General features: G+C 37.6%; 15 protein-coding genes and 1 other annotated feature (1 of these 16 cut by a window edge). All 15 genes read right to left on the reverse strand.

What is annotated here, in order from left to right:
* Nucleotides 1-239, reverse strand: a binding site (T-box leader) (it extends 19 nt beyond the left edge of the window).
* Nucleotides 240-512: 273 nt separating this feature from the next.
* The 15 genes from PSR12_RS16495 to clpX all read right to left on the reverse strand — a co-directional run bounded on the left by PSR12_RS16495 (nucleotide 513) and on the right by clpX (nucleotide 19,987).
* Nucleotides 513-1,277, reverse strand: a complete 765-nt coding sequence (locus PSR12_RS16495) for a valyl-tRNA synthetase (protein WP_255601109.1) — start codon at nucleotides 1,275-1,277, stop codon at nucleotides 513-515.
* A gap of 80 nt (nucleotides 1,278-1,357) precedes the next feature.
* Nucleotides 1,358-1,804: an SRPBCC family protein gene (locus tag PSR12_RS16500; protein WP_221680889.1), complete on the reverse strand. Its 447-nt coding sequence runs from the start codon at nucleotides 1,802-1,804 to the stop codon at nucleotides 1,358-1,360.
* Between the two features lie 545 nt (nucleotides 1,805-2,349).
* The gene (hemL, locus tag PSR12_RS16505) at nucleotides 2,350-3,642 is read right to left on the reverse strand and encodes a glutamate-1-semialdehyde 2,1-aminomutase (protein WP_054550021.1); all 1,293 of its coding nucleotides are present in this window, start codon (nucleotides 3,640-3,642) and stop codon (nucleotides 2,350-2,352) included.
* The gene (gene hemB / locus PSR12_RS16510; protein ID WP_274769789.1) at nucleotides 3,643-4,623 is read right to left on the reverse strand and encodes a porphobilinogen synthase; all 981 of its coding nucleotides are present in this window, start codon (nucleotides 4,621-4,623) and stop codon (nucleotides 3,643-3,645) included.
* Nucleotides 4,620-5,381 (reverse strand): uroporphyrinogen-III synthase, encoded by a 762-nt coding sequence (locus PSR12_RS16515; protein ID WP_257520269.1) that lies wholly within the window; start codon nucleotides 5,379-5,381, stop codon nucleotides 4,620-4,622. The genes hemB and PSR12_RS16515 overlap by 4 nt, the downstream gene beginning before the upstream one ends.
* Complete coding sequence (hemC, locus tag PSR12_RS16520; protein WP_221680891.1) at nucleotides 5,371-6,303, reverse strand: hydroxymethylbilane synthase; 933 nt, start codon at nucleotides 6,301-6,303, stop codon at nucleotides 5,371-5,373. Before hemC ends, PSR12_RS16515 begins: the two co-directional genes overlap by 11 nt.
* 18 nt (nucleotides 6,304-6,321) lie before the next feature.
* The gene (locus tag PSR12_RS16525) at nucleotides 6,322-7,149 is read right to left on the reverse strand and encodes a cytochrome C assembly family protein (protein ID WP_004226624.1); all 828 of its coding nucleotides are present in this window, start codon (nucleotides 7,147-7,149) and stop codon (nucleotides 6,322-6,324) included.
* Nucleotides 7,150-7,331: 182 nt separating this feature from the next.
* Entirely contained in the window at nucleotides 7,332-8,696 is a 1,365-nt protein-coding gene (gene hemA, locus PSR12_RS16530) for a glutamyl-tRNA reductase (protein WP_221680893.1), read from the reverse strand.
* Between the two features lie 197 nt (nucleotides 8,697-8,893).
* The gene (locus PSR12_RS16535; RefSeq protein WP_274769793.1) at nucleotides 8,894-11,812 is read right to left on the reverse strand and encodes a vWA domain-containing protein; all 2,919 of its coding nucleotides are present in this window, start codon (nucleotides 11,810-11,812) and stop codon (nucleotides 8,894-8,896) included.
* Nucleotides 11,813-11,830: 18 nt separating this feature from the next.
* Nucleotides 11,831-13,279 carry an S-layer homology domain-containing protein gene (locus PSR12_RS16540; RefSeq protein ID WP_221680895.1) on the reverse strand — a complete coding sequence of 483 codons (1,449 nt, stop codon included), beginning with the start codon at nucleotides 13,277-13,279 and terminating at the stop codon, nucleotides 11,831-11,833.
* 182 nt (nucleotides 13,280-13,461) lie between these two features.
* A complete protein-coding gene (locus PSR12_RS16545; protein ID WP_274769795.1) occupies nucleotides 13,462-15,123 on the reverse strand; it encodes a hypothetical protein in 1,662 nt (553 codons plus the stop codon).
* Nucleotides 15,124-15,266: 143 nt separating this feature from the next.
* Nucleotides 15,267-15,440, reverse strand: coding sequence for a YjfB family protein (locus tag PSR12_RS16550; protein ID WP_004226614.1), 174 nt, complete (start codon nucleotides 15,438-15,440; stop codon nucleotides 15,267-15,269).
* A gap of 135 nt (nucleotides 15,441-15,575) precedes the next feature.
* Nucleotides 15,576-16,157 carry a ribosome biogenesis GTP-binding protein YihA/YsxC gene (gene yihA, locus PSR12_RS16555; RefSeq protein ID WP_004226613.1) on the reverse strand — a complete coding sequence of 194 codons (582 nt, stop codon included), beginning with the start codon at nucleotides 16,155-16,157 and terminating at the stop codon, nucleotides 15,576-15,578.
* Nucleotides 16,158-16,161: 4 nt separating this feature from the next.
* A complete protein-coding gene (gene lon / locus PSR12_RS16560; RefSeq protein ID WP_274773491.1) occupies nucleotides 16,162-18,486 on the reverse strand; it encodes an endopeptidase La in 2,325 nt (774 codons plus the stop codon).
* Nucleotides 18,487-18,715: 229 nt separating this feature from the next.
* Nucleotides 18,716-19,987: an ATP-dependent protease ATP-binding subunit ClpX gene (gene clpX, locus PSR12_RS16565; protein WP_036075657.1), complete on the reverse strand. Its 1,272-nt coding sequence runs from the start codon at nucleotides 19,985-19,987 to the stop codon at nucleotides 18,716-18,718.
* Nucleotides 19,988-20,506: the final 519 nt, after the last annotated feature.

Raw genomic sequence — 20,506 nt, forward strand, 5'->3', positions numbered from 1 at the left:
TAGTTCGCGGTACCACCTTTAATTCCAGCAGGGTTAAGATAAATGTTAAATGACATATTTTCTCAGCCTATTCTACTGGCTCTCAATTCGGTAACGGTGTTTAACCGGCTTTAACTACTATTAGTTCACTAAAGCTGCTCAAGGGCTACCTTCAATTCCGTACAAATAGAAACTTCTCAGCTACCGTTTCCTCTCTGAAAATGTAGTCAAAATTTACTCTTCCCTATCATAGCATCTGTATTTGATTTTCCTTATTGTACCGCAGGATCGTGTCATTTTTCAAGTGATTTAGTCATCTTTTAGTAAGAGAAAAGTAAAGAGAAAAGGAAGTGACAATTCAAATGCGACGACGCAAGTATAACCCTTGGCTTTTACCACCCTGGCTACGACAAGTTCGTTTTTATTGCAGAACCATTATCGTGCCGATTTGTGCTTTTCAGTTTATCCGTGTCATTATTGTGCCAACATCAGGTGATTTAGTCTTCTTATTACTCCTGCTACTTCTCTGCTATTTACTTTTGAAAGACATCATTTGAAACACGAACTTTAAGCGGTGTATATTCTTCTGTTAGATCCCAAATCATAGAAGGCACTTCATGCCAAGTACTGGATTCACGTACAACAATATGGCTTGAGGATTCTCTTAATATAGCTTTTTGGTTAACTGTTGTAGAATTCTCTTGGCGTGAAGCTGCTGCTACTGCGGCAGGTTGTTTCACTTGAATACTTTCTTCAATTACAGCCAATGTCTCCTCTTGTTCGAAAGCATGTGTTGATAGGTGCGGATTGTCTAACACATCTTTTTCAACAACAGGTTCATATTCATTGAAAGCACTTGTGACTGTCCACTCAAGCTGACACACCTGATTTGTCAGACTAGGGCGAATATCCTTGACCATTAAATCTTTGACATCGGATTCTTTTGGTAAATCCACATGTAAAGGAACGGCATACTCAAAATAACCAGTATCTCCTTGAATATCAAGAGCATCAATTGTAATTAAATCTTCATTTTCTGCAAATGCTTGCATATCTTGAAAATCAAAGCGAACGTGTGCGGTGATATGATAGATGCCCATAAGTCGCAAAGAATCCTCTAACTGCATCGCCTGCCACTGTGGCTTAATTTGAACAGCTGCTATTTCAGTTGGGCAGCCATATCCAGGAAAACAAAATGTTTCGCGCATATTCCAAGTTTTGTGTTCGATAATAATCCCTCCCTTTGCATCATATGACGATTTGAAGGATAGTATGCGAGGATGTTGCCATTTGAACATAGTCTAAAATAGATACTACTAAAAAAATGACATGCTAGAAGTAATAGTCTAGCATGCCATTCCCATGGATGTTGGTATCATTAAACATTTACTAATTTAATTTTATTAGCCACACGATCTGTTAGCATTTGTGTTGCCTTTGGTACGATCGGTTTAAAAATTGGATTTAGAACAGGGCCAGCTAACCCGCCCGCAACGACTTCTAAGAATCCTGTCATTTTAGTATTTTCAGCGTCGATACTTTCTGCGAGGAAATAGCCATTTCCTGTGAAGTTATCAGAAAGCCCCTTTAATTCAAATGTAACTTTTGATGGTGCTAACCATTCTAAGATTGTAATTTCTACTTCAACTGTTTTTTTCAAAACGCCAACATTGCCTTTAAAAGTCCAAGTGGAGTGTTTCTCATCAATCATTTCATGTGCATTATAACCAGGGACAAGCTTTGCCCATTTTTCCATATCACTAACGAAATCCCATACATGTTCAATCCCTACGGGTACTTCGACCGTGTGTGTGCCTGTTGCCATATCAATTCACTACTTTCTTTTATGAATAGCTATATTATAAACGATATCGCCCACAATTTGGCTATGCTGAAAGATGTAATTTTGACAAAAGCAGGTCCTTCATCCAGTATAGTTGAGCTTACTTACTAGTAAATATATGCTATTATTCCTTTTTGCTCATGTATTCCTCAAGCACTATAATGCTTTCTGCTTAATCCATTAAAAAATGTAATATCAACGTAGAAAAAGCAATTTTGCAAGGCGAGGGTTGTTTTTCGTTCCACCAGCGGAGCTGCTTCACTCACTGCGTTCTTGCACCTCTCCATAAAATGAATAGTGAACACATTCACTTTATGAAAACCTTTGCTATAAAGAAACATTTTTATGGGTTGGAGTGGAGGATGCTTGACTCCCATGGGATAGCTAAAGAGGTGAGGCCACAGGAGAGCAAGTAGCCTACAGAGGAAAACATTTTCACTTCCCGCAAAAATTCTAGTAATGGTTTTGTTTTTTAACAGCAGAAGAGCATGCTAGAAATAATTCTAGCATGCTCTATCAAATTAATTTTATTGCGCTAATTGTGCGAATACTTTATGGAATGCTGCCACCGTTGTCGCAATGTGCTCTTCCGTATGAGCTGTTGAGATGAATAGTCCCTCGAATTGAGAAGGAGGTAAGAAAATACCTTCCTCTGCCATTAGACGGAAATATTCAGCGAATAATTGTAAATCTGATGTTTTAGCAGAAGCAAAATCAATGACATCTTCATTCGTGAAGAAGAAGCCAATCATAGAGCCTGCACGATTAACAGTGTGCGGGATATTATATTTAGTTGCTGCTTCACGGAAACCAGCCTCAAGCTGATCTCCTAATTTTTTAAAGTAATCATACGTACCATGATCTAAACGTGATAACGTTTCATAACCGGCTGTCATCGCTAACGGATTCCCCGATAATGTTCCTGCTTGATAAATTGGTCCAGCTGGTGCTACTTGCTCCATAATTTCTTTTTTCCCAGCGAATGCACCTACAGGGAGGCCACCTCCGATTACTTTACCTAAAGTAGTCATATCAGGCGTTACCCCAAAATACCCTTGTGCACAGCCATAATCTACGCGGAAACCTGTCATGACTTCGTCAAAGATTAATAATGCACCGTGCTCTGAAGTAAGCGCACGCAAACCTTCTAGGAAACCTGGTTGTGGAGGTACAACACCCATATTTCCTGCGACTGGCTCCACAATTACTGCAGCTAACTCTGCGCCAAATTTTTCGAAAATTACTTTTGCCCCTTCTAAATCATTATAGGCAACTGTCAACGTATTGCGGGCGATATCTGCAGGTACGCCAGGGCTATCAGGTAGGCCTAATGTGGCAACACCAGAACCAGCTTTAATCAATAAGGAGTCACCGTGACCATGATAAGACCCTTCAAACTTTAAGATCTTATCACGACCTGTAACACCACGCGCTACACGTAATGCAGACATAGTAGCCTCTGTTCCTGAAGAAACAAAGCGAATCATTTCCATTCCTGGTAGACGGTCTAATACTAATTGAGCTAAGCGATTTTCAGTATAGCTTGGAGCACCGAAGGAAGAACCCTTCGCAGCTGTATCTGCAATTGCTTTCACTACCTCGGGATGTGTATGTCCTAAAATTAGCGGACCCCAAGACAATACATAATCAATATATTCATTGCCATCAATGTCTTTAATGATTGCCCCATGGCCAGATTCCATGAAAATCGGGTCCATATTTACTGATTTGAATGCACGTACTGGGCTACTTACACCACCCGGCATTAATTGAACAGCTTCAGCATAGGCTTGTTTTGATTTTTCGTAAGAACGTGTCATTTATTTCTCCTCCAACCAACGTGCAACATCTTTTGCATGATACGTAATGATTAAATCAGAGCCTGCACGTTTCATGCCTAATAATGTTTCAAGCACAACTTTTTTCTCTTCAATCCAACCATTTATAGCAGCCGCTTTAATCATTGCATATTCACCTGAAACATTATATGCAACAAGCGGTAATGGATAGTTATTTTTCATGTCTCGAATAATATCTAAATAGCTAAGGGCAGGCTTGACAATTAGGAAATCTGCGCCCTCTTCGATATCTGACTCTGCCTCACGGAATGCCTCTAGACGATTTGATGGATCCATTTGGTAGGATTTACGATCACCAAATTGCGGAGCACCATCTGCAGCATCACGGAAAGGTCCATAGTAACTGGATGCATATTTAACTGCATAGGACATAATCGGAATATGTTCAAAACCAGCTTCGTCCAGACCAGCGCGAATTGCCGTTACAAAGCCATCCATCATATTAGATGGAGCAATGATATCAGCGCCAGCTTTTGCTTGGGATATCGCCGTGCGGGCTAAAACATCTAATGAAGGATCATTCAAAATTTGATCACCCTCAATTAAGCCACAATGTCCATGATCTGTAAATTCACATAAGCATGTATCCGCGATGACTAATAACTCAGGATGACGTGTTTTAATGAGTCGAGTCGCTTCCTGCACAATGCCATGATCATGAAATGCACCCGTTCCAACCGCATCCTTTTCAGCTGGCAAGCCAAATAAAATAACCGCAGGAATACCTAATGCTACAACCTCATCCACCTCTGCCTCTAATTTATCCAATGAAAATTGAAAAACGCCAGGCATTGAATGTACTTCATTTTTAATATTTTCGCCTTCTATTACAAAAATAGGATAGATCAGGTCCTCTTTATGTAAGTATGTTTCTTTTACCATTGATCGCATCGTTGCATTGGTACGCAAACGACGGTGTCTTTGAAATTGTTGTTTTGTCATGATTTGTCCCCTACTTTCATAATTTCTTCGATGACTGCTTGCATTGTATAAACACTTGGCATAATATCCACAGTAGCGCCGTATTGTTCAAGAGCTGCTTCCGTAATATGGCCAATGGCTGCAATGTGAGCTGCTTCCCAGCCAATATGTGGCACAACCTCCATTGCATAAACGTCAACTGCTGAAGGACTAGCAAAAATCACTGTAACATCTTGATGTTGCTGGATGCAATTGACAATAACAGATGTTTGATCATGTCGTTCTATCGTTTCATAGACTGTCCATTCTTTTAATTCAAAAGGCAATCCATCCTTCAACGTACTTTTCGCCTTTTCTCCTCGAATAAACAGACATCTCGGATGATTACCCGCTACACTCGGAAATTCTTTAACGAAGATATCAGCACTAAATATGGAAGGCATAAAGCTCACTTGAAATCCTAAATTTTCCAGCGCTGTTGTTGTTTTAGTTCCAATAGAAGCTATTTTTCCTTGGAAGTGACTCGCATTAAATTGATGTCGAAGCATTTTACTAGCAAAAGCTTCTACAGCATTTTGACTAGTAAAAATCAACCAATCATATTGCTTAACGCGATTCAATAGTTCAGAATCCTCGCTATCTAATCGTTCACAAGTTTCAATTAATGGGGCTACGATGGCCTGTCCACCTAAAGCTATTATATTTTCGACAATGGTTGTTGTCTTAGATGTGCCTGTTAAAAGTATGGTTTTACCCTTGAGAGGTAAATTACTCGGCATCTTGCTCTGCCTTTACACGCTGAATTAAATCGAAAGCACCTTGTTCTGTTAAAATAGCAGCTAGCTCTTCTCCAATTTTTTGTGCATCTGTACCGACTACTGTTTCTTTATAGACAACAGATGCGTCTGGAGCAGCAACAAGGCCTGTTAATGTAATTTCTTCCCCATTTGAAGTGGCATACCCAGCAATCGGTACTTGACAACCACCATCCATTGCAGCCAAAAATGCACGTTCTGCATGTGCTTCTTGCCATGTAAATGAATCAGTCAGTTTACCTAATTCGGCTAAAAGCTCCGCATCATCGGCACGACATTCAATGCCTAGAGAGCCTTGCGCTACAGCCGGTAGACATTGTTCTACAGGTAAAAACTCAGTGACTACATCATCACTCCACCCAAGGCGTTTCAAACCAGCCGCTGCTAAAATAATGGCATCATATTCTTCTGTTTCAAGCTTAGCTAAACGTGTATCAACATTTCCACGAATCCATTTAATTTCGATATCAGGACGTACTGTTAAAAGCTGTGCACTACGACGTAAAGAACTTGTCCCAACGACTGCTCCCGCAGGAAGGTCAGCAAATTTAACATGCCCTTTCGAAATAAATGCATCACGAGCATCTTCACGTGGTGGAATACAACCAATCACTAGCCCTTCTGGCAATACAGCAGGCATATCTTTCATAGAATGAACAGCAAAGTCAATTTCTTTATCGTAAAGGGCTTGTTCAATTTCTTTTACAAACAACCCTTTCCCGCCTACTTTTGAAAGCTGTACATCTAAAATTTGGTCACCTTTTGTTACAATCTCTTTTACTTCAAATTCGAATGGTGCACCAGCCGCTTTTAATTCATTAATGAACCAATTTGTTTGCGTTAGCGCTAGTTTACTTCTCCTAGAACCTACAATAATTTTTCTCAACTCTCTCCAACCTTTCTTCTAATACCATAAATGGAATCTCGATAAACTACTCCCTAAGAAGAAGTTTACAACAACTAATAGATAGGCATAAATATGTACCCATGCATAAGTTGTACCTGTCAGCTTGCTTTTGCGATTCACATATAGGATAAAACAATACAAAATTAAAATAATGAAGGACCCTATGATTTTCGCATCGAAAATCGAAAGACTCTCTAATGTTAATAGTGCCCATTCAAACCCTAATATTAAACTTATAAATAACATCGGAATTCCAATAAAAAATGAAATATTCATCCAGCTGCTTGTCTGCTGCAAGGAAGGCAATCTAGTCCATAAATGCGACCACTTTTTCTTTTTCAGCAATCGATATAGAACGAGATACAAAATGGCAAACACAAATGTTAATGTAAACGCTGCATAAGACAATATTGCAAATGATATATGAATAAAAAGCATCTCCGAAATTAAAGTATCCCCGACAGCTCCTGTAGGACGTTTCGGCATAAAAGTAAATATACTAGCGAATAAGAATCCTAGTATATTAATAATAAACACAGGTAAATCCACCCTTGCTATGCAATGAAGGATAATGGATAACGTCACGAGTAACCAGGAATAAAAAAGTATTCCCTCAGACAAGGATAAAATCGGAAAACGCTTCGTTTCCACAAACGTTAAAATGATAATGGCACTTTGAATCATCCATACAAATGAAACAAGCCAAAAAGCAATGCGTCTTGCACGTACTTGCTTATAAAAGTAATCAGTAAAGTAAAAAACTAGACTGATCGCATACAAGACGATCATCACTTCATACAGCCTCGTCATGGTCAAATCAGCCAATAGACATCCCTTCTTTGTCGTGAAATTAATAAACTATTCTAGCATAGAAAACAAAAAAACGTTTTCGTATCCTTAGTTTACCATACAGATACGAAAACGCCTCATGTAATATCAGTAGAAAATCCAATTGCGCGTAACACCCATATACAATCACAGCTTTCTACGTGAGCGCAATAGATAATTTAGAAAGAGTACTTTGGTTCAGTAGAAGTCTGAGATACCTGTGCGCGTTCTTTGCGCTCAAGCTCTTGCTTTGTCATCTCATGAACTTCAGCTTCCACAGCATCCTCTATACCAAAAATTTGTTGGAATAAACGTAACTGTTCATTTGCTTTTGGAGAATTAGCCATTTCTTTAGCTTGCAAGATTGGCTCTTTTAACAATTGATTGATAATAGATTTTGTATGTTTGCTTAAAATTTTACGTTCACGTTCCGTTAAATCTGGCATTTTATTTTCGATACTTGTCATAGTCTCTTGTTGAATACGATTTGCCTTTTTACGTAATGCGGAGATGACTGGCACTACCCCAAGCGTTGCTACCCAGTCTTTAAATTGCACAACTTCGTCGCCAATCATATTAGTAATATCAGCAGCAGCACGTTCACGCTCTGCTAAGTTCGCTTCGACAATACCTTGTAAATCATCAATATCATATAGGAATACATTTGGTAGGTCGCCAACTCGTGGGTCAATATCACGAGGAACCGCTATATCTACCATGAATAATGGTTTTCCTTTACGTAAACGTTCCACGAATTGCATTAGCTCGTAATCAATAACATAATCAGTAGCACCTGTTGAAGTAATTAAAATATCCGCTTCTAACAAAGAACATTGTAATTCCTTCATTGATTTAGCTTCACCATGGAATTTAGCTGCTAAGCTTTCTGCTTTTTCAAATGTACGGTTAATGACAGTAACTTTCCCTACACCACTACCGTAAAGGTTCTCAATTGCAAGTTCCCCCATTTTACCTGCACCTAAAATAGCTACATGCTTGCGTTGTAATGAGCCAAAAATTTTCTTTGCTAATTCTACAGCAGCATAGGAAACGGATACCGCATTCTCACCAATCGCTGTTTCATTATGAGCACGCTTTGCAAATGTTACTGCTTGTTTAAATAGCTGATTGTATACCGTTCCTGTTGTGCCAATCTCTTGTCCACTTAAAAAGCTTTTTTTTACTTGCCCTAAAATTTGTGTTTCACCTAGAACCATTGAATCAATTCCAGCTGTCACTTTAAATAAATGTTCGATTGCCTCATCTTCTTCACGAATCGTTAAATACGAAGAAAATGTCTCCACAGGTAAATCAAACCAGTTTGCTAAAAATTGTTTCACAAAATGACGTCCAGTATGCAATTGATCCACAACAGCATATATTTCTGTACGATTACATGTCGAAACAATTACGTTCTCTAATATACTTTTTTGCTTTTGCAGCGCTTCCATTGCTTGTGGCAGTTCACTCTCAATGAATGATAACTTCTCACGTATTTCAACAGGCGCTGTTTTATAATTCAAGCCTACTACGATGGTATGCATGAATAACACCTCACACGTTCTAATTCACAAATCTCATTATAGCACAGTTCGACAAGAGTTCATCAATAATTTGTGAACATGTCATGAAGAACTGCAATTCGTCATCTACATTAGAATTATTATAAACTAAGTGTAACAAATTATACGTGTTGTTTCAAATTAAAAAACTGCCCCCATCATCGGAGGCAGTTTTCTCATTAATTTGTTATTGTAACAGTCTTTATTGCAATCATATTTCCATCTTTATCGTATGCTATAAACTCAATCTCATCATTGACTTTAAAGTCCTGCATCGTTTGAACAGTTTTTGTTAACATATACACTTGATCACTACGCTTTTGCAAATCAAACTGGACATCTCCACTGATTGAATTAAAACGTACATTCATCTTCGCAACGTTTTGACAGTTACCATCAACTCGAGCACTCATTGTAATATAACCTTTTCGTAGCGAAACACTTGTCTCTTCAAATAAATCTTCTGGATTGATACAGCTCGAAGCTTGCGTTTTACATAAAATTGTATCAATTAACTTCTGGAAGACTTGATGCAATTGCATATTATCAATTGCATGGAAGTACGTTCCGCCCGTTTCTGAAGATAATTGCATTAAAGTGGCGTCATTTACTTGTGATTTTTTGCCCATACTTACTGTATATACTTTGACACCTTGCTTTTTCGCTTCATTTATAACTTTTGTCATTTTTGATTTACTTGTTTTACCATCAGAGACAACAACAATCGCTTTGGATGTTTTCGAATCATTCGAGAATTTTGTTAAAGCAATATCGATGCCTGCAAAAATATCGGTTGCACCCTTTTCTTTCGATGCTTTATAAAGATCTTTTTTCAACACATTTTCTGTTGTGCCTTCTCCAAGTACTGTTGCTTTTGTATTGGTTTCAATGACTATGTTATTTTTAGCCTTTAATTGATTGATTAGTTCAATCATTTTCTTCCCACGATAATTTGTTGGATCAACAGCTTTCATGGAAGAAGAATAATCCACTACATAGGCAATTTCAGTTGCTAAAGAACATGAATTTTTACTGAAGTATGGATTCGTGAAAATATCTTTCGTCACTGTTTTATCTTTTAAACCCTTCAAGGACGTTGCATAGCGAGGGTCTATTGGATTGACAAGTCTTGCTTCCACTTTAGATTTCCCATATATAACTGAATCAAAGTAGGCTACAGCAGTACCTGGATTTCCTGTATTATTTAATGGATCAGAAGTGTTCGTAATGAATGAAGCTGTTTTTTCTACTCCGTCATACTTAATTTTAACTGTCCCTTGATAATCTGTAATAGGCTCTCCACCAGGACGCACTAAAGTCACCATTACTTTTGTATAACGATCTTTTCCTGATGGTCTTGATGCCGCATCCGCACTTTCCTTTAGTGCCTCAACTCGTTTTTTAAAGGCCTCTACTTGTCCAAGTAATTTACCGCCTTGGTATTTTAATAATACCGTACGGTCATAGTTACTTAAGTTTGTGAAGATCGAATAAATCTTCATAACACTATCATAATGTTCTAATGTTAAATCTTTTTCGTCTGGCATTTCTTTCATAAGCTGAATAATGGCGCCGACTGGATTAATGTTCTCTACCTGTGAGGCAATATCATCGTCAATGCCCTGAACGCGATAAATAGGACGACCATCGTCAGCAATTAAATACATTATTTCCGTTTTAGCTGGCGTCGTAACAGAGTTTTCAAAACGTGTCTTTAAAAGTTCCTCAAATAAGTATACAGAAATATTATAGTTTTCAAATTGAAGAATAGCATTTTCATAACCTAATGCCGGATATTTAGGATCAGATCCACCGTAACGCAAATAGATGTTTTGCACATTTCCTAAAACGTCTGTCACATTTGTTTGCTGCCCAATACTAAATAATTTTTTATCTGAATTAGCATTGAGAGGAACTGGGCTATAAACATCAATTAAGTTTTGCGTAAAGAACTCTGGAATATCTTCACTTTTAGGAAATTCAGGAATCACGCTACCATTATCATCTGTATTTGCTGGGTCGTATACTTGGTAATCAATACGTAATTCAGGCTGTGGTGCATAACGCACTTCTGCGTTTAGTTTCTCTCCAACAAGACACTTCATTGCTGGGTCCGTATTATTAATCAGTTCAAAAGTTATTGTATCACGTACTGATTTAGTTAGTTTTGGTGCTACCACTATAGCAGATACAGTTGAACCATCTGATTGGACAATGTCAACTGCTTCACCTGAAGTATCAACAATATTTCCGTAGGATGCCTTCACGCGGAATGAATAGGATTTATCATCAGCGATAGGATCACCATTACAAGCCTTTAAAGACACCGTAACTAGTGTTGTATCCACATTATTTGCAATTAAATCAGGCTTTTCCACCACGATACTCTGCAATGCATTATTAACATTATTTGGTCCAGTAAAATCATTTGAATTATCCTTTGGCTCTTCAAAATCAGCACTACTAGATCCCATAAAACCAGGAGGCAACGTAATACTATCATTATCACGACCAGCTGGACTACGTTTTAATCCTTGTACTGCGAAAGTGCTATTTTGAACAGCACGATAGAAAAATACAGCAACATCACCCCGTGTTAATTTTGTGGAAGGATTAAAGCTAGCAAATGTGTTTTTGCCTGTAGAACTTGTAGATAAATCATTTGAATATAAATATTGAACTGCCTGTGGCTCATCTAAATCTAAGCCTTTAAAAGCCGCGTAGATTTGGGCAAATTGGCCACGAGTTACAGCTTTTGTTCGATTCGTATTAACATGTGTACCGTTAAATGGTAAATAAAAATCACTATAGAAATTATAAGCAACACTATCTATATAAGATAAAGCATAGTTCCGATCTAGTTTGGCAAACATCAGAACAAGATCGCGATCTGTCACTTGATCATTTGGTAAAAAGTTACTTGCACTATTTAAGGACATCAGGTCATTATCGACCGCCCATGAAATAGCTTTATAATTATTGCTATTTGTTGGAACATCTCTAATTGTTGGAGCTGCTTGCGTAACAGTAGGTGTAGCTGTCATCAGTAGAAGCATGAAGCAAAGCATAGCAAGCAATGCTTTTTTTACATAGGTCATTTTTGTTCCATCCTTTCTTTAGTTAAAGAACAATATGTCATCACGATAGTTTTGTTTTAAGTCATCCTCTAAATATTTCAAGAATCGTTCTAGAACAACTGACGCCTCTGCACGCGTTAGCGGTTTATTTGGATTAAAACGACCAGCAGAATCACCAATCATTAAGCCAAGTTCATTCGCTATATAGATGCCATCTCTCGCATAATTTGGAATCTGTTTGTCATCTGTAAATTTAGTTAAGTAACCAGGATCAGGTGCTCTATTTTCTAGTCCTAAGGCACGGACAAAGATAGTTGCAGCCTGCGCTCGATTAATCGCATTATCTGGCTTAAAGTAGTCAGCTGATACACCTTTAATTATCCCTTTATTTAACGCTGATTCAATATAGCCGTAATCTTTGATAGAACGCTTCAAGTCTTTAAAAACACTTGTAGTAGGTGTCTTTTTTGATTTCTTTTCTTCAAACACACGTAAATCAACCGCTTTACCAATAGCCGTCGTAAAATCAATACGTTTCATTGGTGTATTAGGAGAAAAGAAGTTACTTGAATCTGAGTAAATACCTAAAGAATAAAGTTTTTCAATTGCTTCTTTCGCGTAATGGGTTGTTAAATCTCTGAATTTAGGAATGATCAGACGTTCAATTGTTGGCATGTACTCTGTATCTAAATCAAGTGTACCCTTTTGTCCTGAAGATAGGTCGTATGTATATTCAGAAATAACATCCTTTTCACTTACGACTGCATATCCACCTTCAAAACTCCCTAAGCTACCGAGATTTTCCTCATAATTTAAAACACGTGATTTACTTGTAGATAAACGATTTTTCACATGACTTGTTTTACCATCACTATAGGAATAAACAGACTCCGTAATTTGAGTTTCTGTCGCACCCCAGAAGTTCTCATAGCCTGCATGTCGACTATCTGTTTCAATTGTTACTGTGTTTTGAACAGCATTTTTTCCTTTTCCTGTTTCAAAAGCATAGGTTTTTCTAGAAATAATATTTCCTGAGTAATAATCAGAGGCTGCACGATTATCAGTAACTGTTCCTTGTGAAAATTGATAATCGACTAAGGAATAAGTAATGGCGCCAATTGTAATTTTTTCCGTGTATTTCTTCACTTCACCATTGGATGTTTTTTGACCAAGAACTGCATAATCCACTACATCAGATTCATAGGCAATATTTCTTGTCAATGTAGCGCCATTGCTTGCTGTTAACTTCATGCTATACGTTTCAGTTAATTTACCTTTGGATTCTTTTTGTGCAATTTTAATATCTTTGCTTGTCCCTTTAAAAATAACAGGTGTCCCTGAAAGGAACACAGCTTCTTCATATGTATATTCATTTTTTACTGCACCTGTTGTTTCTAATGAAGCGGCTGATGCATTGAATGGAATAGTTGTTCCAATCAAAAAAACAGCAAGGACTAGAAACATGATTTTAGATAATTTTTTTTGCATTCGCTTTTCCTCTCTTTCACTGTGCATTTGCGTGCATAATGAAGCTTGTTTCTAATACCACTAAAAAAATCTGCTTGTCTTGCGAATGTATACACAATTTAGCCTATTTGAAGTATCTTCCTCACCTTTAGCTTATGAAACATATTCGCATAAGACTCGCAGATTTTTTTAGTTTAATATTGCTAATCTACCAAAATAAAATGAGCTTTAACAAATCGATCTGATAATACAACTAAACGATCAGATGGCTGTAAGTCAGAAGCTTGAATCACCTTACCTGCTTTAATCAGTGTCGCTTGGTCAATATTCATATTAACCATTTCACCCGCTTCATACCAACGACCATTTTGCCATTGACTAACACTCTTGACATTAATGACTGCAGGATACGTAGATTTCACAGACTGTAGTTTACCTGCGAGCATTAGAGGGGCAACAGGTTTAGCCTTGTCTAAAATATGAAGAGCTTGTACATGGCCTTCCTTCACATAGAAATAACCATAATCTCCCTCAGATAAGTAAAGTTCGATATCTGGCATGACACTAAACGTTTTATTGCCGTCATCTACCATAGCTTTCGTTGAATTACTAACCGACAGTACAGTACGATCTGCTTTCTTGAAAACATTCGATTCAATCTTCATCGCATCGTCAATTTCAATTACATATCCATCAGCTTGAGATAAGCGTCCATAATATAATTCATGACCTGCCAGATTAGGTGACATGAAGCTATCACTTGTAACTTGTACTACTTGGGCATAGTGATCACGAGTAGCCCCATCAGCCACGACAAAAGCAGTACCATATGCCATAAGACCAGTAGGTTCAATTAATCGTCCATTTCGAATTAAAATAGTCCCATTATGGAAATACATTGTTCCTGCTGTTTTCAATTTCAGTAGTTGGTAATCTGTATCAACAGACAGCATTGGTTCGTAATATGTTCTTTCATTATTTTTCAATACAACAATTTTCTCGATTACTTCCTTACCAAATTGTTTAACGGTCGCATAGTATGCTTCGCTACCTATATAATTTTTCAGCTGACCTTTCTCGATTTTCGTATTCCCAACATGGATTGGTACTTTGGATGTAAAAGGCATAGTTGAAAGATCATTTGTTGTTTGAGAGCCAAATTGCCAGTTAACAAAGGCATGCTGATTTTTCACGGTAAGCTTGTTAGCATTAGGATTGACCGCTTGTATCTCGCCTTTATATAAGTTTTCAACGAGCGTACCTGTTTCACTGATAGCTACCTTTGATATGACTGAGGAAGTTTTATTTTTGAAACTTAATTTAACTCGATCCCCAACGTATAATGCACTAATATCTGTTGCAGAAGAACCTTTTTGATAATTGGTTTCTTTGTTTAAATAATATGTCGTTTCTGCGCCAACATCTGGTTTTACCATGATAAATAAACCATTTGGATCAATACTCGTTACGACACCAGCAGTTGTTTTACCGTTACTGCTTCCTGTTGATGGTACATTTGTTTCTGTTGGTGTATGAGAGGTACCGCGAAGTTCAATAACACTTCTGAGAGAAATTTCAGCCTCGACTTCCATCCCCATCTTAAAACCCTCAATCGTTGTAGACGTATTATTAATATATAATCTAGTATTTTTATTAATATTAAACGTTACTGTTCGTCCACGATCATTTTCCAATGTAATTTTACTAAGTTGCTTTTCTATCGTACCATCTGGCTTCGTATATTCTGAAAACGTTACATCAACAAATGTCCCTGTCACTAGTTGGGCTGCTTTAGCAGATTGATTAAAGGAAAAACCAACTATCATCAGTAACGTAATCATCAGTATGTATAAATATTTTTTCAAAAAACCTGCCTCCTTACTAATTATTAGTATATCGTATTATTGGTAGTTTTTCTTATTAGAAAAGTTACATTTTAGGCCTTCTTGAATTTATTTCTAAAAACAAAAGTTGAGGTAGCTTTTAACTTCAAGCTACCTTGCCTACTTCATACCTGAATATCAATTGTATGTCCGGCTGTTGGATGTGGAGCATCTAACATTTCAACTAACTGTTCTGTATTTTGCTGTTGCATTTCCATTGCCTGTTTCGTAACAGCTAAAGATACATTTTGCATAAGTGTTGTTTGGTTCATTGCCATCGATAAAGCTGCGATATCCATCTAGTCCACCTCCTATCTAATTTATCGGACAAATAGTTACATCATCAAGTATTTTCCCTAATTTTCTACACCACTCGATTGAAAATACAAAAACATCTATTGTCCTAACGCTTTAGATACAATAGATGCTTTTTACTACATTTTATTTTCGATTGTTTTCCATGCTTCCTCAAAGCCAAGTCCCGTTTCTGAAGAGAAGACAATAAGAGGATCACTTTTTTCCAACTCCAATGTCTCTTTGACAATTTTCTTATGTTTATCCCATTTACCTTTTGGAATTTTATCTGCCTTCGTTGCAATGACAATGCAAGGAATATTGTAATGCTTTAAAAAATCATACATCATACGATCATCAGCTGTTGGAGGATGTCGCAAATCTATAATTTGTACGACTGCTTTTAACTCCTGGCGTCCTGTAAAATAGCGCTCGATCATTTTTCCCCATGCCTCACGCTCTGTTTTAGAAACCTTTGCATAACCATACCCTGGAACATCTACAAAAAACAGTTGCTCTTCAATCTTATAAAAGTTAAGGGTTTGTGTTTTACCAGGCTTAGATGAAATACGTGCTAAAGCTTTACGTCCGATCATTCGATTAATGAAGGAAGACTTTCCTACATTCGAACGACCTGCTAATGCAAATTCTGGCAGTCCATCTTCTGGATATTGGTCTGGTCGTACCGCACTAATGACCATTTCGACATTATGGACTTTCATTTTTTTAAAAACCTCCGTCCAGCGCATAGGCTAATACTTCATCAGCCGATGACACTAGTTTAAATGTTAGTTGCTCACGTACACTATCTGGAATATCCTCTATATCACGTTCATTATCCTTAGGACAAATGATTGTCGTTAATCCTGCACGGTGAGCGCTTAATGTTTTTTCTTTTAAGCCGCCGATTGGCAATACACGGCCACGCAGGGTAATCTCACCTGTCATACCTACCTCGCGGCGAATCGGGCGATGTAGAATAGCCGAAACGATAGCAGTTGCCATTGTAATACCAGCTGAAGGTCCATCTTTAGGTACAGCACCCTCTGGCACATGGATATGAATATCATGTGTATCAAAAAATTCTGCATCCACATTAAGGTATTCCATCTTCGTGCGCACATAGGATAATGCTGTTTGAGCAGATTCCTTCATTACTTCACCAAGCTTACCAGTAAGTTGTAACTTCCCTTTACCTGGTGTTAAAGAAACTTCAATTTGTAATGTATCTCCTCCAACTGTTGTATATGCAAGTCCAGTTGCGACACCCACTTGATTTTCCTTTTCAGCCTGTCCATAGCGGAAACGATGTTTACCGAGCAAATCTTGTAATGATTTTGAGCTTACCGTTACGCGTTTTTTCTCACCAGATACAATTACTTTGGCAATTTTACGGCAAAGCGTAGCGATTTGTCGTTCTAAACCGCGCACTCCTGCTTCCCGAGTATAATAACGTATAATATCAGTAACTGCTTCATCTTTGATTACCACTTGTGTTTTTTTCAAACCATGTTCTTTAAGCTGCTTTGGTATGAGATGATTTTTTGTAATTTGAGCTTTTTCTATTTCAGTATAGCCTGCAATAGAAATTACTTCCATACGATCCAATAATGGTCCTGGGATGCTACTTAAATCATTGGCAGTTGCAATAAATAACACATTAGATAGGTCATATGGTTCCTCAATATAATGATCACTAAATGTATTATTTTGTGCAGGATCTAAAACTTCAAGCATGGCTGCTGCTGGGTCACCTCTAAAATCATTCGACATTTTATCGATTTCATCTAATAAAAATACCGGATTAATGGTACCTGCTTTTTTCATTCCTTGAATAATACGTCCTGGCATTGCACCAACATACGTACGTCGATGTCCGCGAATTTCCGATTCATCTCGAACACCACCTAAAGAAATACGAATAAACTTACGATCTAAACTTTCGGCAATGGAGCGAGCTAATGATGTTTTACCAACACCTGGAGGCCCTGATAAACATAAAATAGGCCCTCGAAGTGAATTTTTCAGCTGACGTACTGCTAAATATTCTAGAACACGTTCTTTGACTTTTTCTAATCCATCATGATCACGGTTTAAAATATTTTCAGCATGGGTAATATTCATGCGATCCTCTGTAGCATTTGTCCACGGTAATGAAATAAGCCAATCAATATAATTGCGAATAACACCGCTCTCTGCACTAGCTCCAGGTATTTTTTCATAGCGATCCAATTCTTTCAGTGCTGCTTCCTTTGTTGCTTCTGGCATACCAGCTTCGTCGATACGCTTCCGTAATTCTGCAACTTCTCCAGTTTTCCCTTCGCGATCTCCCAGCTCCGTTTGGATAGCTTTCATTTGCTCACGTAAATAATATTCCTTTTGCGTACGCTCCATTGACTGCTTTACTTTGGAATTAATCTTCTTTTCTAGATCCAATACTTCCTGTTCATCATGCAAGCGAATAATTAAATGATCTAGTCGTTTTTTAACGCTTAGCATTTCTAATACTTCTTGCTTGTCGGCAATTTTAAAGGGCAAATGAGAAGCAATAATATCTGCTAAACGACCAGGTTCTTCAATATCCGTTACAGTATTGATCGTCTCTGTCGTGATTTTATTGGAAGATTTTGCATATTTTTCAAAATACGTCAACAATGTCCGCATCAACGCTTGTGTTTCTACATCTTTTTCTGTTGACTCCTCTTTAATCTCAATATCGACAACCGTATACTTCTCCAACGCACGATAGTTTTTCCACGTTGCACGAGCAACTCCTTCTACAAGGATACGTAATGTGCCATTTGGTAATTTAAGCATTTGTTTGACATAGGCAATTGTACCAACTGAATACAAATCTTGCTCTTCAGGTTGTTCATCGTGCATTTCTTTTTGTGTTACCAATAAAATCATTTGGTCCTCTAACATTGCCTGCTCAAGTGCCGCTACAGAACGATTTCTACCCACATCAATATGTAACACCATCGATGGGAATACTAAAAGTCCACGCAAAGGCAATAATGGTACATTTGTTGTTTTTTGTATTGTCACCATGCGGGCATTCACCTCCGTCAAAATTTTCATGTTAACATCCCGCGCTACTAGTATGTGTTTAAAAAGTTGATTCACACTAGATATTGAAGCGAGCCAAAAATTTCTTCAAGTTACAGCTGCTTTATGTAGGAATGAATAAAAAGCTGACTGTCGATATGTGCGAATATTGCACAATCGAAGTCAGCTAATTACTCTCTATCTCACAACGGTAGACAGCCACGTCTATTCATTATGCTGAAGTTTTAGTGTCGCTACCTTCATCGAGTTCAGTGCCATCTTCAAGAAGCAATTTCGGTTTTTCTTTATCCGTAATTGTTTTTGCTGTAATGATACATTTTTTTACGTCTTCACGTGAAGGTAATTCGTACATTACATCAAGCATTGTTGACTCAATAATTGAACGAAGACCACGCGCACCTGTTTTACGTTCAATTGCTTCCTTAGCAATTGCCACAAGAGCATCTTCATCAAATTCAAGCTCAACGCCATCTAATTCAAGCATTTTTTGATATTGCTTGGCTAGTGCATTTTTCGGCTCTGTTAAAATTTGTACTAGTGCTGCTTCATTTAATTGCTCCAGACTCGCAAGTACAGGTAATCGACCAATGAACTCTGGTATTAAACCAAATTTCAATAAATCCTCCGGAATCAGCTTGGACATGATAGAACCTTCATCTACATCTACTTTATTAGGATCTGAACCGAATCCTATTACTTTTTCACCCTGACGTCGTTTAATAATGGTTTCAATACCATCAAATGCACCGCCAACAATGAAAAGAATATTGGTTGTATCGATCTGTAAAAATTCTTGATGAGGATGTTTTCGTCCTCCTTGTGGTGGAACACTTGCAACTGTTCCTTCAAGAATTTTCAGGAGTGCCTGCTGAACACCTTCGCCGGAAACATCTCGTGTAATAGATGGATTTTCCGACTTACGTGCAACCTTGTCAATTTCATCAATATAGATAATCCCTTTTTCAGCGCGTTCGATATCATAATCAGCTGATTGGATTAACTTTAATAAAATATTTTCAACGTCCTCACCAACATAACCTGCTTCAGTTAAAGAGGTAGCATCCGCAATTGCGAATGGAACATTTAAAATACGTGCTAACGTTTGAGCTAATAAAGTTTTACCGCTACCAGTTGGGCCGATTAACACAATGTTCGATTTTGCTAATTCAATATCATCAATTTTACTATTCGTATTGATACGTTTATAGTGATTGTAAACTGCGACTGCCAATGCTTTTTTAGCACGCTCTTGTCCAATTACATACTCATCTAAAATCGTTAAGATTTCTTTTGGTTTTGGAATATCTTGGAATTCAATTTCCTCTTCTACACCTAGTTCCTCTACAACGATCTCTGAACAAAGCTCGATACATTCATCACAAATATAAACACCTGGACCTGCAACTAATTTACGCACTTGTTCTTGTGGTTTTCCACAAAATGAGCATTTTAAATTGCCTTTTTCATCATTAAATTTGAACAATATGTTTCACCCCTATTCAAGCAACAATCTTACAAGATTATTGAACCTTTATCAAATAAATTGTCTGCATCATTTACGCCTCAGTAATTATGCATGTGTAGATTATAACGCATCGACATGTACTTTACTTCAATTGTCTTTCGAAGCATGCTATAGGAACCTACTTACTTCGCCACCTTATACTGCTATAAAGTTACATTTATTCACTTCCGACACACTACAAACTACTGAATCTCTATTTATAAATCTACTACATTCATCAACCAAGGGTATATCACTCAAAAAATAAATTTTATTTAGTTAGAACCTTTCTGAATGAAGTTAAGTTTAGCATCGTATCAATTTCGCCTTGACTCTAATAGCGCTAGGACTTCAATCAAAATCCTTGACGCCTGCCAGCAGGCACTATCTTCATCCAGTCGTGGTTTAAACACACACTAAAAGGTTAAAAGGTTTACAGCTCGCCATCTATGTGAGATGGGAGTTTTTTGTACCTGACATTATACTTTGGATACAAAA

Source organism: Lysinibacillus sp. G01H, assembly GCF_028872195.1.
Classification (GTDB): Bacteria; Bacillota; Bacilli; order Bacillales_A; family Planococcaceae; genus Lysinibacillus; species Lysinibacillus capsici.